Consider the following 15285-nt stretch of genomic DNA (forward strand, 5'->3'; position numbering starts at 1 on the left):
CTACTAAAGTGATTAAAAGAAGTTCAATGAAGATTCGGTCTGCTACACCTGATGACATATTACTAATTTTTTCCTTTATCCAAAAAAAGTCTGAATTTGATAGAAACATTGGTGCTTATTCTGGTGTACTTCAAGTTACTCAGGAGAAAATACGTAAAACAATTTTTGGAACAGTACCTTTCTCTTACGTTTTATTTGCAGAAACCTCAGAGTGTGTGGTTGGGTTTGCTTTATATGGATTCAGATACTCATCTTTTGTAGGGCAACCGAGTATCTGGCTTGATGATTTGTATGTGGACGAAAATATGAGAAGTCAAGGAGCAGGAGCCGCGTTAATGAGTTATTTAGCTCAAGTAGCAAAGGATAATGACTGTACCCATCTTGCTTGGAATGCTGATGTTCGCAACAGTCGCGGACTTAGTTTTTATCATAGGCTAGGTGCAAAAGTTACGGAGCAGAAAGGTAATCGCTGTTTTTTAACCTGGACACCACAAATACTTGCTGTATAAGCAGTTTATAGACGCTGTAAAATTAAATGATTACGTTCAGTTAATCTTGCTTGCCAATTAGGTTCCACTACAATTGTGCTAATTTTTTCAACAACGATCGCAGGCCCATTAATACTATCTTCTGGTTGTAAATCTTCTCGTCGGTAAACAGGCGTATCATACCATCTATCGGTACTAAACATCCTTACTGTCTCAAGAGATGTAGCAGCTTCATCTAAAGGACGAGTACGAGTAATTAAGGGTTCTTCGGGTGTCTCCATTTTCTGAATTACTTCTACTGAGGCTGATTCAACAATTAAAGTTTTATCTAATTGAATAAAACCATAGCGGGATTTATGTTCATCCTCAAATTCTTGCCGCATTAATACCACATCATCGGCAAAGTTAACGGTTAAAGTAGAATTAGTTCCTTCATATTTTAAGTTGACTTTCTGAACTATTTCTATCTGAGCATTAGCTTCATTTATTTCACTTCTAGCTTGAGTTTCTAAATATTCCATTAACTGGTATAATTTAGGAATTAATGCTTGGGTTAAAGGCTGTTCTACTCCTCCTTCTCTAATTGCCCGGACATCAGCTAATCCCATTCCATAAGCAGAAAGAACACCAGCATAAGGATGAAGAAATATTTTTTTCATTCCCAAGGTATCGGCAATTAAACAAGCAACTTGTCCGCCTGCGCCGCCAAAACAACAAAGCACATATTGGCTGACATCATAACCCCGTTGTAGACTGATTTTTTTAATTGCGTTCGCCATATTTTCTACTGCGATCGCAATAAATCCAGCAGCTACTTGTTCAGGAGTACAATTATTTAATGTAGCGCCTTGAATATCTTGGGCTAATTGTGTAAATTGCTGAATTACAGTATCTTTATCTAAAGGTAAATTGCCATCAATTCCAAAAACCGAGGGAAAATATTGCGGGTGGATTTTGCCTAACATCACATTAGCATCAGTAACCGCTAATGGCCCCCCACGTCGGTAACAAGCAGGGCCAGGATTTGAACCAGCAGATTTAGGGCCGACACGATAACTAGAACCATCAAAAAAGAGAATTGAACCGCCTCCAGCCGCAATGGTATTAATTGCTAATACGGGAACTCGCATCCGCGCCCCAGCAATTTCTGAATCTAATTGTCGTTCATACTCTCCTTTAAAGTGGGCGACATCTGTACTTGTCCCTCCCATATCAAAGGTAATAACTAACTCAAAACCTGCTCTTTTACTAGTTTGTACTGCACCGACAATACCACCAGCCGGGCCACTCAAAATACTATCTTTGCCTTGAAATTGTTCGGCTGCAACTAAACCGCCGTCAGATTTCATAAACATTAATTTTACTCCAGGTAACTGACTCGCTATTTGGTTGACATAGCGACGTAAAATCGGAGTTAAATAAGCATCAACTACTGTTGTATCTCCTCGGCTGACTAATTTCATTAACGGGCTAACTTGATGAGATACAGATATTTGTGTAAAACCGATTTCTTGGGCGGTTTGGGCTATTTGTTGTTCGTGTTTGGGATAGCGATCGCTGTGCATAAAAACAATAGCACAACTCCGAATTCCTGTGTTATAAACTGCTTGTAAGTCATTTTTGACTTGTTGAATATTTATCGGTATTAATTCATTGCCATGAGCATCATAGCGTTCATCAATCTCAATCACCTGCTCATAAAGCATGGTTGGTAAAACGATATGACGAGCAAAGATGTTAGGACGGTTTTGGTAGCCAATTCGTAGTGCATCTTTAAAACCTTTAGTAATGAGAAGAACGACGCGATCGCCTTTCCTTTCTAACAGTGCATTTGTTGCTACTGTTGTCCCCATTTTTACTACTTCTATCGCTTCAGTAGGAATGGGTTCGTTGCTGGAAATACCCATGATATCCCGAATTCCTTGGATGGCTGCATCTTGATATTGTTCGGGATTTTCTGAAACCAGTTTGTAGACTATAATCCATTGCTGATTAGGTAGAGAAACAATTAAAAAACGTTCTGGATGTCTTAAGAGTCTGTCTATAATTGTCTGATTGTTAGTAACAGCAACAATATCTGTAAATGTACCACCGCGATCGGCAAAAACTTTCAACATGATTCTGTTTTCTCAACGCTATACAGGTAGCATAACAATGGGTTATGAAGTCTTTCTACTTCAGGTGTGAAATATTTTTCTACAGATGTGGAATCTTAGAGGATATTTGAAAAGTTATTATTGATGTATCAAATATTTTTTACCCCACCGTAACCCTCCCCGATATATTGGGGAGGGAACTGGATTTTTCTTGTTTCCCCCCTTTACAAGGGGGGACTAAGGGGGGTAATAATTCTTTTCAAACAACCTCTTAGATATAGTTATTAAATTGTCCACTGCCATTTAGACTGCTGTGCATTCCATTTTACAGCTACTATTTCTGCTGGGGGATTGATGCGATCGCCATTCTTTTCAAATTGGATAATTCCTGTAACTCCTTTCACTTGTTTTTTATCCTCTTTAAAATATTTATTCATATATATCAGTAAAGATTGACTATCTGAAATGTTAAATTGCTCTAAAATTCTCAGAATTATTAACACTGAGTCGAAAGCTGTTGCACTACGCCATGTTAAGTTTTCTTCTCCCCATAATTGAGTGCCTAGCTGACAAAACTTTTGCCCTAGTTGATTTTCACTATTGCACCCATTTGTTTTACTGTGCCAATGCCAAGGAACACAAGCTATAATTTGACACTCATTTTTATCTACCAAATTATACTGACTTTGTTCATCAATCCAATGTAAAACATTCTCATGGTAAAAAGTTGCTGAACCAGCTATTAGACAGTTATTGATTTTTAATCTACTAATCAGTCCAGCATTATCAAGGGAATTAGGTTCAATTCCTCCATCAGGAATTATGATAATAATATCAACTTCATTCTGTTTAATATCTTCTAGATAAGCTTGAATATGATAATATTTTTCGCTAATATAACTACATTCTTTTAGAAAAATAATCTGTTCACTATATTGCTCTAGACATTTTTTGATAGTATTTCTGTATGAAGTGCTATAACTACTATTTTTATTATAAATAATAGCTACTTTTTTATGATCTTTTTCGGGCAAGCTTTCTGTCAAATAATGAGCTAACTGTGTGGCATTTATGCTATCTTGAGTAGTCAGTCTAAAAAATGATAAGCTCTCACCCCCAGATAAATGAGAAAGTTCATTAGATGTACTGCTAGGGTTTACTAAAATTAGTCCATTTTGAGAATATAAATTTAGTGCCTTTTTAGTCATTTCACTTGAATAGTGACCGATGATAGAAATCAGGTTTAATTGTGGCGCTAAATTGGCTAAATTCTCTGCTGTTTGGCTATATGGTGCATATAAATTATTAGGATCATTGACAATTAGAATTTTCAAGGCTATTTGACTATCTGTATTATTTAGAGTAAACAATTTGTCGGACTTGATATCATCTAAATTTATCTCTTTTTCTAGTGAAATTTTATCAAAGCTTTGAATATTTACTTGGAGTTGAATTTGAGCAATACCTCGTAAAATCTCAGATGCAACATGACCTTGATTATGATAAAATGGTACAACCACAGCCAAAGTATAAATCTGAATTTTTTTCTCTCGTAAAAGAGATTGCTTATATTCAATTAAACAGTTATTAATATAAATTAAAATTTCTGGATTCCCTGTACCATAAATTTCTATTTCTTTTTTCCAAGCCCAAATAAAGCACTTTAATGCTTGATAATAAAGTCCTTGCTGATAAAATTTATTGCCTTGGATTTGTAACTCAACAATATCTTGATTTGGGGGATAAAGAAAAATTTGTCTGCCAAAACTACCTTGAAAGTTATCATTGTTTAATTGAGGAGCAGTTTGCAATTTATATCCGTTATTAGTATGAAGTAAAAAATTAAGCAGCTTAACCCACTTCCCAGCTATCTCTTCTTGGTCAATTTGCATCAGTTCTGCTATTCTGGGATAAATATTATTACTCAGCCTATCTCTAATTTGTTGGTCAGATAAATTGAAGATTTTAGCTATATGTTGTCGAGAGTGTCCTAATAGAGATTGACAAATGATTTCCTTGTCAATTTCACTGATTTGCCTTCTATTTGAAGCTGTCTCTAATTTCTGAAAGAAAAGGTCAATATTAATATTTAGCTGTTCTATAACCTGTTGACAATTTTGACACACCATAATTATCTATAGGACTAATATTTGATTTCTGAAAAAGCTCGGGTTCTACTCGAAAAGCCTAATTCCCTACTCCCCACTCCCCACTCCCCACTCCCCGCCTACGTAGATAATTTCAAAAATCAAATACGATTCCTATATCATCCTTTTTTCAAAATGATAGTCTAATTCCTAACTTAGGTGATCCTATGGGTGTCGAACTAATTTCTATTTATGTTGACAATTAGATAGCTTGCTGCTTTAGCGGAATTAAAATTACAAATTCTGTACCTTGTCCAGGAGCAGAAATACATTGTAATGTTACCTGATGTTTTTGGGTGATAATCTGATAACTAATAGATAAACCTAATCCCGTACCTTTACCAACTGGTTTAGTAGTAAAGAATGGTTCAAACAAGTGCTTTTGTACCTTTTTTGGAATGCCTGTACCATTAGCGCCTCTACAAATGTACAAATAATTTGGGATAATTTATTTTTTTGGAAGTCCCTTATATCCAAAAGTTATTTTTAAAGTAGTGAACATAAAAAGCATGAGTGGCAAATTAATTGTATTTGAAGGGGTAGAAGGCTGTGGTAAAACCAGCCAAATGCAGCTTTGTTGTCAGTGGTTGGAAAGTCTAGGTGTTTCTGTGGTGGTAACTCGTGAACCAGGTGGAACGGAGTTAGGCTTACATCTTCGCCGCTTGCTATTAGAGAAAACAGAGGATAAACCCTTCGGCTCCGCTCAGGGCGAGCCAGTTGCACAAGTGACAGAACTTTTGTTGTATGCTGCTGACCGATCGCAACACGTTGAACAAGAACTTAAACCAAATCTTGCAGCAGGGAAATATATATTATGCGATCGCTACACTGACTCTACCATTGCCTACCAAGGATATGGTCGCGGTCTTAACATGAGTTTAATCAATCAGCTTAATCATATTGCCACTGGTGGTTTAGAGAGTGACTTAACTATTTGGCTAGATGTCGATGTCGAAGTCGGACTAGCCCGGAAACGGGGAGATGGAATAGGGTTAGACCGCATTGAACAAGAAACAATCGCTTTTCATCGGCGCGTTCAGCAAGGATACGCAGAGTTAGCAGCATCCTATCCCTCAAGAATTGTGCGGATAGATGGCAGCTTGACTAAAGAAGCTGTACAACAAGTAATTCAAGGAATTTTACGCGTACACCTGAAGGGGTTGCTATAGACATCGCCTCAAATTTTGAAGGCAAAATTTTTTGAACTTTCTACTTAACTGTCTTAACTGTCCTTGCATCGTTGGTTTAAAGCTGAGAATATTATAAAGGATGAGGTATTTTCCGATACCACACCCTAATCCAAAACTAGTACAGCACGGCGGAAATAAACACACCATTTCAAAAAAGGTTGGAAGGAAGAGTTTGTATGAAATTTAAGTCTGTTTCTGTAGGTATTGGCTTAAGCCTTCTCAGTTTTTCAGTCAGTTCATTCCCACGGACTATATTCAATTCATCACGAGTTCTTGCCGAAGAAGTTAGTTCTTCATGCCCTCTAGCATCTGATATTGCCGTTACCTTCCTCAATTCTAAATGTGAGGAAGTCAAACTAGACCAGCCTAAGACTTTTTATCGCTACTATAGTAGCAGTGAGAACAGATATGGTAGGTATTTAACAACTGATAAATATGAAACAAATGTAGAAGTAATTAGGAATCTAGCCCTCAATCAATTATGGGGCAATAAAGCCACTATGATCCAACCAGTTACTTTGCCAGCAGGAACGACAGTTTATCAAGGCATTGTTGCCCCTCAAACCCCCAATAAATGCTATCCTGGCGGTGGTCAACAGACTTTTATTAAAGATACAAGAGATCCAAATATTAAGTGGTCTGAGGGAGAAAATATCGTCATCAAAGATTTTAGTTGTTCGTAAAAATCATGGAAACAAAGACAGAAGAATTTATCAAGTTGCTCGATAAAGCTCTTGAGATTGCCGAACAGATTCGTCTCGACAAACAACCAGAATTTAAACACTCAGAGCGTTTAAACAATCTGATCGATGCACTACAATCGATTAGAAGTAAAACGCTGATTGGTAAACTTGAAGCATCAGGAGGAATCTCAACCCTTGGGCTGGCTCGTGAAGTGGCTGATTGGATTGAGCCGTTAGATTCGCCATTATTAAAAACTGTAGGCACGATAGAGGAATATTACCAAAAACACCTCTAATACCAATTTAATGTGAAGTTGCATATATCTTGATCCCCCTAAATCCCCCGATAAATTGGGGGACTTTGATAGATGTTTTTCCGGTTCCCCCCTTAAAAAGGGGGGCTAGGGGGGATCGAATTCTATGCAGCTTCATAAAAAATTGGTATAAATACTACAGGTTTCTCAGGTAAAGCGGATCGTCTTTACCCCAATGTCAACACTCCTGCGGTAAAATCTGCTACTAGTCGTTTTGTCTCTAACCAACGCACACCCAAAAGAATATTATCGAGATAATCTCCACCCAGAACTTCTATGGTGAATTCTTCTCCATCTAAAAGCACGGTTCCCTCATAAAGACTAAACCGTGCTTCTCCCCATGCTGTTTGCATATCTCGTTGTTCATTTATGTTAAGAATCCACCCTAAACTTAGAGCATCTTGGTTATCAAGTGCTAGCCAACCAGTGAATCCCGTATCTAGAAGTGCATTAATCGGTATAATATCTCCATCAGATGTAACCAAACCAATTTCAAAGATTAACTCACTTTGAGTGTTAAATTCTCCAAAAATCATATTCTGCCACAAGTTCCCCTCTCATTGAGACGCATGAGGAGGCGCATTTTATCAGAATATTTTTCACGAGCCTTTGTCCTGGCAACATCCTCATTTGGATCGATAAAATAGTCTCCACTCTCAGGCTCAATGACTATAAACCAGTCGTAGTGTTCTTTGATTAACTCTGGTTGAACTCTGTCAAATACTACTCGACAACGCTGATAAAATAACTCATCTTCAGCTTTGCGTCTGGCTCTTTCTTCTGGTGATAGTTGACGTTCTGGAAATACTCTTCCTCGACGCGGTGTGTGATTAGAAGATAGTTGTGTCATTTTGTTTACTATTTGATCGGATAATAGCCTTTTACTTTTTATATAGCAATCCTAAATGAGTTCTGAAAATCGAGAGGCTCAGATCCCCGACTTCTTTAAGAAGTCGGGGATCTTGTTGTTCACGAATGATTTAGGACTGCTATATATTGATTATATCGGCAGCGATCGCCTGAAATCAGTTATCAATATTCTTTCAGATCAAGCTCTCTTTTTAAAACCTCATATTCATCAATCAAAATGTCAAACAAAAAGCGATCGCTCCTTTAAAATAAAGAGCGATCGCTAATTTTTAAATTACAAAATATAGCTTAAGCAGCAACAGGTTCCAACAATTTAATATCAGAGAAGATAAATTCTTGAATAGATACTTGTCCTGCTGTCTCGGTGCGAATCTCCCGACGATTTAGGATGAAATAGTCACCAACTTTTTCATATTCATCGATAAATTCGCTTCTACCGCCCTTTTGTTCCCCAGTCTTGGGGTCATGGTACACAGAATCATAGCTGTGGGATAGGTAGCCTTCCCCGGTGTTGTGACTGCTGAAAGTGTCAATTGTCACATAAGTACCGTGGATTAAACGGTGAACATGGCATACTTCATTATTGCGGACTTTATATTTATCGCCCTCAGCCTTACCACCCATTAAAAGCTCAACCGCACCAGTTTCATCAGTTTTACCATAGCTAAACGTATTGGCGCTGTGGGTGTCTTCAAAGCTGCGGCGGATGCGGTGAATTGCGATCTCCCATGCTTGACCATGAATTGCTTGCTTGGCTGGCTCGTCATCTACATCTAAAACTTCCGCTTTGAGATTGGCACTGATGATAACTTTGCCTGTAAACACTTTATCATCATGCTTAAAGGTAATATTTGCGGTATAACCAGGGAAATTTTTGTCCCAAGTGTAGCGGTTCTCATAAGCAGCCCGGAAAAGTTCCTGAGCAGAGAGTTGTGTAACTGTCATGTGCTTCTCCTAGTCGCTACTGTAATTAGCGTTTTAGTTTCATTGGTATTGTATTAGCATAGAAGTAATTGTTGAGGCTTGGATAGTCCCCAACTGGGTACACTTATGGTTAATTTTCTCCACGCCGTATTTGATGCGATCGCTAATGTCCAAAATGAGCAAGAATTAAGGCTAGCTCTCACGGATAAAATTGGTGAGCATTTTGGCGTGCAAAATTGGGGCATTTATCTCCTAGATGAGCAACCAACAGCCCAAATCGATGTTCAGGCTATACCGGCAGTATGCTTAGAAAGCAATCCAGTCGGGCGCTACGTGGTTGAGCGTCACGCTCCCGCCCATGAACAGTTATTATTATCACCAAAAGACTGGAAGCATTTTTGCTCGCGTTCCGATCACGAACATGTGATGACTGGGCCAATTGTTTGCGATGGTCGTCTTGTAGGAACGCTTAACTTAGCTCGTGACAAGGGAAATCCGGCTTTTAATGGCAACGATTTAGCTGATTTGAGTGCCTTATGCATTCATTTATCAGCAAAAATGGCAACTCTACGGACAAAACCAAAAATATCCCATTCTCTTTTAGTAAATCCTCTAACAGCGCGTGAGTTAGAAATTGCCGAGTTAGTCGCGCAGGGGTTAACGAATGCGGAAATTGGGGAAAAACTTTGGATTACGCAAAATTCCGTCAAACAAGCTTTGAAGAGGATGTTTCGTAAGTTGAAGGTTTCGGCGCGTGCAGAAATGGTGGCCAAGCTACAAGATATACAAGTTTCATAAAAAGACGTAGTTTCGTTAATTCCCACAATCTTAAATAATTTGTAATTCGTAATTCGTAATCACGCTCCTACGTCGCTAACGTCAATTTTGTTTTGTGACGGGGATTTAGACCCCGACCCAAAACTTGCAACAAACAGATTGTTGGGGTATTAAACCCTATCCTAAAACTTTCATATAAGGGACTTCCAAGTAAAAAAATATTCCATTGCTATTGTTGACTGTTGACCGTTGACGGTTCACGAGTTTTCAGTCAACAGTCAACAGTCAACAGTCAACAGTCATTAGAATTCGGTGGTTAGACACCAGCGCCCCTATTATTACTCTTTCTATTGGCGAAAAGTTATTAGTACTTGCTGCCAATGGAACATCGTAACGCATTTAGCGTCCAACTTTGTTTGAGACATTTTTGGCTGCCTCTGCCGCACTGTCGCCTACATCACTAGCAGTTTCTTGAGCGCCCTTTACGTATCCACCTCCAAACTCTTTAAGGGCTTCTCCTGACTGTTGCCCAATCTTCTGAAGTCTTTCACCAGGAGAAGCTTCGGTTTCACGAGCATCCTTAAACCACTGCCCTACTGTTTTCGGTCTTTGAGCATCATTTTGCTCTACCTGTTGGCGGACTCTCTCTTTTAAGCCTTTGTCATTTTGCCCATCACTAATATTCGTTGTCAGCACTAAAAAACCAACTACGACAACAGCCAAAAAAGATTTTACCTGAAGTCCTTTAAGTAGGGAACTGATGTTAGCAATCGTTCTAGAAATCAAATTTATCATGCCAATTAGCTTATTTTTTGACTACAAATAAACACTAACTATAAAAAATTAATGATTCTTCTAGCAAAAGGCATATTTTAGTTAAAAACAATAAATATTTTTTAAATCTTTGGGAAGAGGAGATTTCTTAGATGCATGGATATTTGCAATTGGTCTATGGGCACGAGCAATGAGCAATACTACGTTTCTCTAGAGAGTTTGTATAACATGCAAAAGAGAGCATTATCCGAAAGGGACTGCTGAATGAATACATCAAACCGCAATGCAAGAGAGTCATTAGTTATTAGTCATTAGTTTAGGACTTATGCATTGAGAGGTTGTTTGAAAAGGGTTTCGCTGCGACTTTAGGTACTTTTAGATCAATACAGTTCAGTTAAGCATTTATACTCTTTCTTCTCTCTGTGTTCTCTGCGCCTCTGCGGTTCGTAAAACAAGAGTTTTGGCCTTAACCCAAGCGTATTGACTTTTAGATCCCCCCTACTGCTTTAAAAAGCGGGGAACCAGAATCAAAGGCTTTGCTTGATTTTGATTTTTGAATGCGTGACTTTTGACTTCCCCAAAGGGGCTGATACCACCTACGCTGGAGGCTACCGCTTTGAAGATCATTGGAAAGAACCAATTGAGGATGTAAGAAAAGAGTTTAGATTACCATAAATGTCCACAATTCATCCTAAAAAAGCATTTTCCTGTTCAATAACAGCTTTTTCGCAAGTCTCGCTTTCTGTTTATAAATCATGCTTGAGATTACTTCGACTGGCAAATGTAGCACTAAATACATTTTTAATGCTACCTTTAGTCTTTAATACAGATATAAATTAAAAAAACATGTATCTTTAGTTAGATAAATTGCCTGTCTAAAGATATAGATAGTTCATGGACAATTTCTAAATTGCTACTAATAACAATCAATAGTCACACGACTTTTAGGCTAGAGACAAAGTTTTGTCTGACTTAGTGGATATACCGTAATCCCTAGATATTTGAAGGGCTTGCAGACGACGAGTTAATCCACATTTTTTGCTCAATACAAGAACTGGTTCAGGTGGAAAGCCAAAGGATGAAATACTGGATAAGGAAATTAGCAATCTGTATAGTATTACTGTATAACTTGCTCCTATCAAGTGATTACGCAGCAGCAAATCAACTTTCAAACATTGATGTGCAACAATTAAATGCACTCCCAACTGTTGAAGAATTAGCAAGTGCTGACAATAACCTTGCTAAGAGGAGAAAAGAAGATTTTTGTCAATCTAATGAGATTGTCAAAAGAATAGATAAACTAGAGGGACTCTTCACAGTTTATTGCAGTGATGATTCGGGAAAAGTTTACTTAGAAATTAAACCAGAGCAGCTAAATAAAGACTATCTAGCTATAGTTACATTAGAATCGGGTCTGGGGGAAAGGGGAATTTATAGTGGATTACCTATTTCTGATTTTGTTTTCTACTTCCAACGAATAAAGAATAGATTGCACTTTGTTGTTCGTAATGTTAAATTCCGTGCAGAAAGTAGACCAGAACAGCGATCGCTCGCTCGTTCTTTTAGCGACTCAGTTCTTTATTCGCTCGAAATAGTCACTATTGATCCAGATAGTAAAAATATGCTGATCAGCCTGGATGAACTGTTAATGCAGGATTTTCCCGGCTTAACTCCCATATTAAAATCCTCTTTGCAGGCTGATTATTACTTAGATGCAAACAAGTCTTATTTTGGGGATGTTAACAGCTTCCCAGAAAATGTAGAAATTGATTCTATTTACGGTTTTTCATCACCCGAAGGAGCAAATTTAGTCACCGTACCCGATAGCAGGTCACTCACTCTGAAGGTACACTACAGTTTTTCTCAGCTTAAAGAAAACACTGGTTATATTCCCCGGCTTGCAGATGACAGAGTAGGATATTTTATTACTGCTTTCCAAGATTTCTCTAATAATAATGCTCACGAATCATTTGTCCGTTACATCAATCGTTGGCATCTAGAACCATTAGACTCTAACGCCCCCTTATCTCCACCCAAAAAGCCAATTGTGTTTTGGATTGAAAATGCTGTGCCACTAGAGTACCGCGATGCGATTCGTGAAGGTGTTTTGATGTGGAACAAAGCGTTTGAAAAAGCTGGATTTAAAAATGCTATTGAAGTGCAGCAAATGCCAGATGATGCTGATTGGCAACCGGCAGATGTACATTACAATACTATTCGCTGGTTCAATTCTTTAGATGCAGGTTTTGCTAGAGGCCCAGTACGCGTTAACCCACTCACCGGGGAAATATTGGATGCAGATATTATTGTAGATGCCAATATGGTGCGTTCAATTCAGCAAGAATATCACACACTGATGGAAGCAAATTCATCTTTTACGGATGGACACTTTTCTCAACTAGGCAAAAACCCATGTCCAGGTAATTCATCTGGAACGCCGAAAGATTTTAAAGCTTTTTCTGAACAACATTTAGCAGATAATGACCTCTGCTATAGCATGGAGTCTTCATCTCAAGCCGCAATGGGGGCGTTAGTGTTGTCAATTTTGCCAAACACTACACCCAGTAGTGAAACCATGAAGAAGTATGTGCATCAATATTTGCGTTCTCTGATTGCTCACGAAGTCGGACACACTCTCGGTTTGCGCCACAACTTTCACGGCAGCACCATGTTAGCGCCCGAAGAATTAAATAATACTGAAATCACTCGCACCAAAGGTTTAGTGGGTTCGGTGATGGACTATCTACCTGTGAATATAGCACCACAGGGAGTAAAGCAAGGTGATTATTTCCCAGGAGTTGTTGGCCCCTACGACGAATGGGCAATTGAGTATGGTTATAAAAGAAGCCCATCAGTAGCAGTTGAGGGAATCATTCCAGAATCAGAAAAAAGTTTTTTGGAGCAGATTGCACTGGTGTCGCCTCAACCAGAATTATCTTATGCAACTGATGAAGATATCTGGGACATTAATCCTTTGGCAAACGTCTGGGATATGAGTAGTGATGTGCTACTTTATTCGCAATGGCAAATGGATAATGCCCGTTTTATGTGGCAGCGCCTTGGCAAGGGTTATCTATCGATTGGAGAAAGTTATAGTAATCTGCGCGTCTCATTCAATAGAGTACTTAAATATTATTTTCGCAACGCCAGCTTACTTTCTAAATACATTGGTGGACAATCGTTTCGGCGTCTCCATGCTAGTGAGAATGCTTCTTGGACATTTGTACCAGTTTCACTTTTAAAACAACGTCAAGCGTTGACAAAGTTACAAGAATATGTATTTGCTGAGAATGCTTTCAGTTTTTCACCACAATTATTGAATCAACTAGCACCATCGCGCTGGGAACACTGGGGTAGTTCTGTACCTAACAACCGCCTTGATTATCCAATTCACGATCGCATTCTGAATTTCCAAAGTGCGGTACTGCGATCGCTATTAGACAGCGATCGCCTGAATCGTTTACAAGATATAGAATTAAAAACCCAGCCTGGAGAAGCGCTTTCCATCCCGGAACTGTTCGATACCCTGCAAACAGGCATCTGGACAGAAGTTTTAACTCCAGGAGAACCAAAGCCAATTTCTAGCATCCGCCGTTCATTGCAACGGGAACATCTGAATATATTGTTAGAGATGATGTTGGGTACTACTGATACACCTGAAGATGGTCGGACACTGGCTTGGTATAAATTGCGCCAACTGCAAAAAGCCATTGATGTCAGACTCAAACAACTGAGTGAAAGCCTTGATATTTACACCCTAGCGCACTTAGAAGCTTCTGGCGATCGCATTGCTAAAGCATTAAATGCACAATTAATTTCTAAATAGGAGGTAACAGTGATAAATAGACATCTCGATAAATTAAATATGCGTTATCCATAACCCTTGTAGAGACGTAGCAGTGCTACGTCTCTACATCCATTTTCGGAGATATCTAATACCAATTCAATTAATGATTGCAACACATCTTTGGGTCAAGACGCGATGAATCGCGTCTCTACAAATGGTGTATTTGTCGCATTCTTTTTTCCAATTGGTATAATGAGGAATTCTAACTCCTAACTCCTAACTCCCCAAGATACTTTTGCAATAAACCAATTACAACTTCTGGCATTTCCAAATGAGGTAATATTCCTGCATCTGCGATCGCATAAAAATCTGGAATTGCACTTGGATTTAAATTTGCCAAGCGTCGTCCTAATTTGATGCTGGTAAATTGTGCCTTTTCTCCCCAAAAAATGACCGTGGGAATTGTCAGTTGTTTAATATATAAACTCAGATCAAAGTAAAGATCGCCTCGCAAAAATGACAAAGCGGCAAACTTGGCATTAGGCTGTTGTGCAGAGGTTAAATAAGCCTCCACCATTTCTTGAGATACTCGTTGTGATTTGGCAAACAGAAAACTTTGCAGAAAATTTCGGACTGCAATTTCATTTTCAGCACCAAGCTTATAAATAAAATTGTCCAACAGAGGCGCATTGATTACCGAAAGCGGAAGTCTGCGTCCAGCACCCTGTCCAAAATCATCAAATCCAGAGGGTGACACCAAAAACAGTCTTTTGAATAAATTGGGTTGAACAATAGCTAGACGGATAGCAAAAGCGGCTGTTAGAGACGAGGCTACCACTGTCACAGGTTGACGACAAGTTTCAATGATAAACTCTGCGATCGTGCTGAGATAATCCCTAATTTTATAATCCCGAACTGGATGAGCCGATTCTCCCCAGCCGATTAAATCGGGAGCTAAAATGTGGTAATTAGAGGCAAAAGCTGGGTAAACTTTAGACCATTCATACGCAGATGCTCCACCACCAAAGTTATGGAGAAACAGTAATGGAGGTAAATCTTCAGTATCAGCGATCGCCCAAGGTGCATTCGTTTGGGTATAGTAAACCATTGCCCCCAAGGATGTATGGATAAGTTTATGTCCAAAGCCAGGAGGTTGAAACTGAAGCATAAAATTAAAAAGTTATAGTTTAATGGCACTTTACCCGAAGGCAAAATTACGAGGTATAAAGTCAAGC

14 protein-coding genes and 1 pseudogene are annotated in these 15285 nt (G+C 38.7%); 7 read left to right on the top strand and 8 right to left on the bottom strand.

The window, feature by feature from the left end; genetic code table 11:
- The first annotated feature begins 26 nt into the window (after positions 1 to 26).
- Positions 27 to 509: a GNAT family N-acetyltransferase gene (locus tag D1367_RS07955; RefSeq protein WP_118171216.1), complete on the top strand. Its 483-nt coding sequence runs from the start codon at positions 27 to 29 to the stop codon at positions 507 to 509.
- 5 nt (positions 510 to 514) lie between these two features.
- Here D1367_RS07955 and D1367_RS07960 read toward each other — a convergent pair whose 3' ends face one another.
- The 3 genes and pseudogenes from D1367_RS07960 to D1367_RS07970 form a co-directional block, all read right to left on the bottom strand.
- Positions 515 to 2605: a hydantoinase/oxoprolinase family protein gene (locus tag D1367_RS07960; protein ID WP_118165473.1), complete on the bottom strand. Its 2091-nt coding sequence runs from the start codon at positions 2603 to 2605 to the stop codon at positions 515 to 517.
- Positions 2606 to 2868: 263 nt separating this feature from the next.
- On the bottom strand, positions 2869 to 4713 hold the full coding sequence (locus D1367_RS07965) for an ABC transporter substrate-binding protein (protein ID WP_118165475.1): 1845 nt from the start codon (positions 4711 to 4713) through the stop codon (positions 2869 to 2871).
- A 220-nt stretch (positions 4714 to 4933) separates the two neighbouring features.
- Positions 4934 to 5143, bottom strand: a pseudogene (locus D1367_RS07970) (sensor histidine kinase); the annotation flags it as partial.
- Positions 5144 to 5240: 97 nt separating this feature from the next.
- On the opposite strand from D1367_RS07970, the gene tmk reads away from it, so the two are divergent.
- From tmk to D1367_RS07985, 3 genes are all read left to right on the top strand, one after another.
- Complete coding sequence (gene tmk, locus D1367_RS07975; protein ID WP_118165477.1) at positions 5241 to 5900, top strand: dTMP kinase; 660 nt, start codon at positions 5241 to 5243, stop codon at positions 5898 to 5900.
- A 197-nt stretch (positions 5901 to 6097) separates the two neighbouring features.
- Entirely contained in the window at positions 6098 to 6604 is a 507-nt protein-coding gene (locus D1367_RS07980) for a hypothetical protein (RefSeq protein ID WP_118165479.1), read from the top strand.
- Positions 6605 to 6609: 5 nt separating this feature from the next.
- Complete coding sequence (locus D1367_RS07985) at positions 6610 to 6900, top strand: hypothetical protein (protein ID WP_118165482.1); 291 nt, start codon at positions 6610 to 6612, stop codon at positions 6898 to 6900.
- A 185-nt stretch (positions 6901 to 7085) separates the two neighbouring features.
- Here the strand turns inward: D1367_RS07985 and D1367_RS07990 are convergent, their stop codons facing one another.
- The gene (locus D1367_RS07990; RefSeq protein WP_118165484.1) at positions 7086 to 7454 is read right to left on the bottom strand and encodes an aspartyl protease; all 369 of its coding nucleotides are present in this window, start codon (positions 7452 to 7454) and stop codon (positions 7086 to 7088) included.
- Positions 7451 to 7768: a hypothetical protein gene (locus tag D1367_RS07995; protein WP_118165486.1), complete on the bottom strand. Its 318-nt coding sequence runs from the start codon at positions 7766 to 7768 to the stop codon at positions 7451 to 7453. The genes D1367_RS07990 and D1367_RS07995 overlap by 4 nt, the downstream gene beginning before the upstream one ends.
- Before the next feature lie 55 nt (positions 7769 to 7823).
- Between D1367_RS07995 and D1367_RS08000 the strand changes: the two genes are divergently transcribed.
- On the top strand, positions 7824 to 8054 hold the full coding sequence (locus D1367_RS08000) for a hypothetical protein (RefSeq protein ID WP_118165488.1): 231 nt from the start codon (positions 7824 to 7826) through the stop codon (positions 8052 to 8054).
- Between the two features lie 22 nt (positions 8055 to 8076).
- Here the strand turns inward: D1367_RS08000 and D1367_RS08005 are convergent, their stop codons facing one another.
- Complete coding sequence (locus D1367_RS08005) at positions 8077 to 8733, bottom strand: DUF3386 domain-containing protein (protein WP_118165490.1); 657 nt, start codon at positions 8731 to 8733, stop codon at positions 8077 to 8079.
- Between the two features lie 105 nt (positions 8734 to 8838).
- Here D1367_RS08005 and D1367_RS08010 point away from each other — a divergent pair, with 105 nt between their 5' ends.
- A complete protein-coding gene (locus tag D1367_RS08010; RefSeq protein ID WP_118165492.1) occupies positions 8839 to 9510 on the top strand; it encodes a LuxR C-terminal-related transcriptional regulator in 672 nt (223 codons plus the stop codon).
- A gap of 378 nt (positions 9511 to 9888) precedes the next feature.
- Here D1367_RS08010 and D1367_RS08015 read toward each other — a convergent pair whose 3' ends face one another.
- Positions 9889 to 10284 carry a hypothetical protein gene (locus D1367_RS08015; protein WP_118165494.1) on the bottom strand — a complete coding sequence of 132 codons (396 nt, stop codon included), beginning with the start codon at positions 10282 to 10284 and terminating at the stop codon, positions 9889 to 9891.
- Between the two features lie 1057 nt (positions 10285 to 11341).
- On the opposite strand from D1367_RS08015, the gene D1367_RS08020 reads away from it, so the two are divergent.
- Positions 11342 to 14089: a zinc-dependent metalloprotease gene (locus tag D1367_RS08020; protein WP_118165496.1), complete on the top strand. Its 2748-nt coding sequence runs from the start codon at positions 11342 to 11344 to the stop codon at positions 14087 to 14089.
- Positions 14090 to 14312: 223 nt separating this feature from the next.
- Here the strand turns inward: D1367_RS08020 and D1367_RS08025 are convergent, their stop codons facing one another.
- On the bottom strand, positions 14313 to 15218 hold the full coding sequence (locus tag D1367_RS08025) for an alpha/beta fold hydrolase (protein WP_118165499.1): 906 nt from the start codon (positions 15216 to 15218) through the stop codon (positions 14313 to 14315).
- Between the last annotated feature and the right edge of the window lie 67 nt (positions 15219 to 15285).

This window comes from Nostoc sphaeroides (assembly GCF_003443655.1).
Lineage (GTDB): Bacteria > Cyanobacteriota > Cyanobacteriia > Cyanobacteriales > Nostocaceae > Nostoc > Nostoc sphaeroides.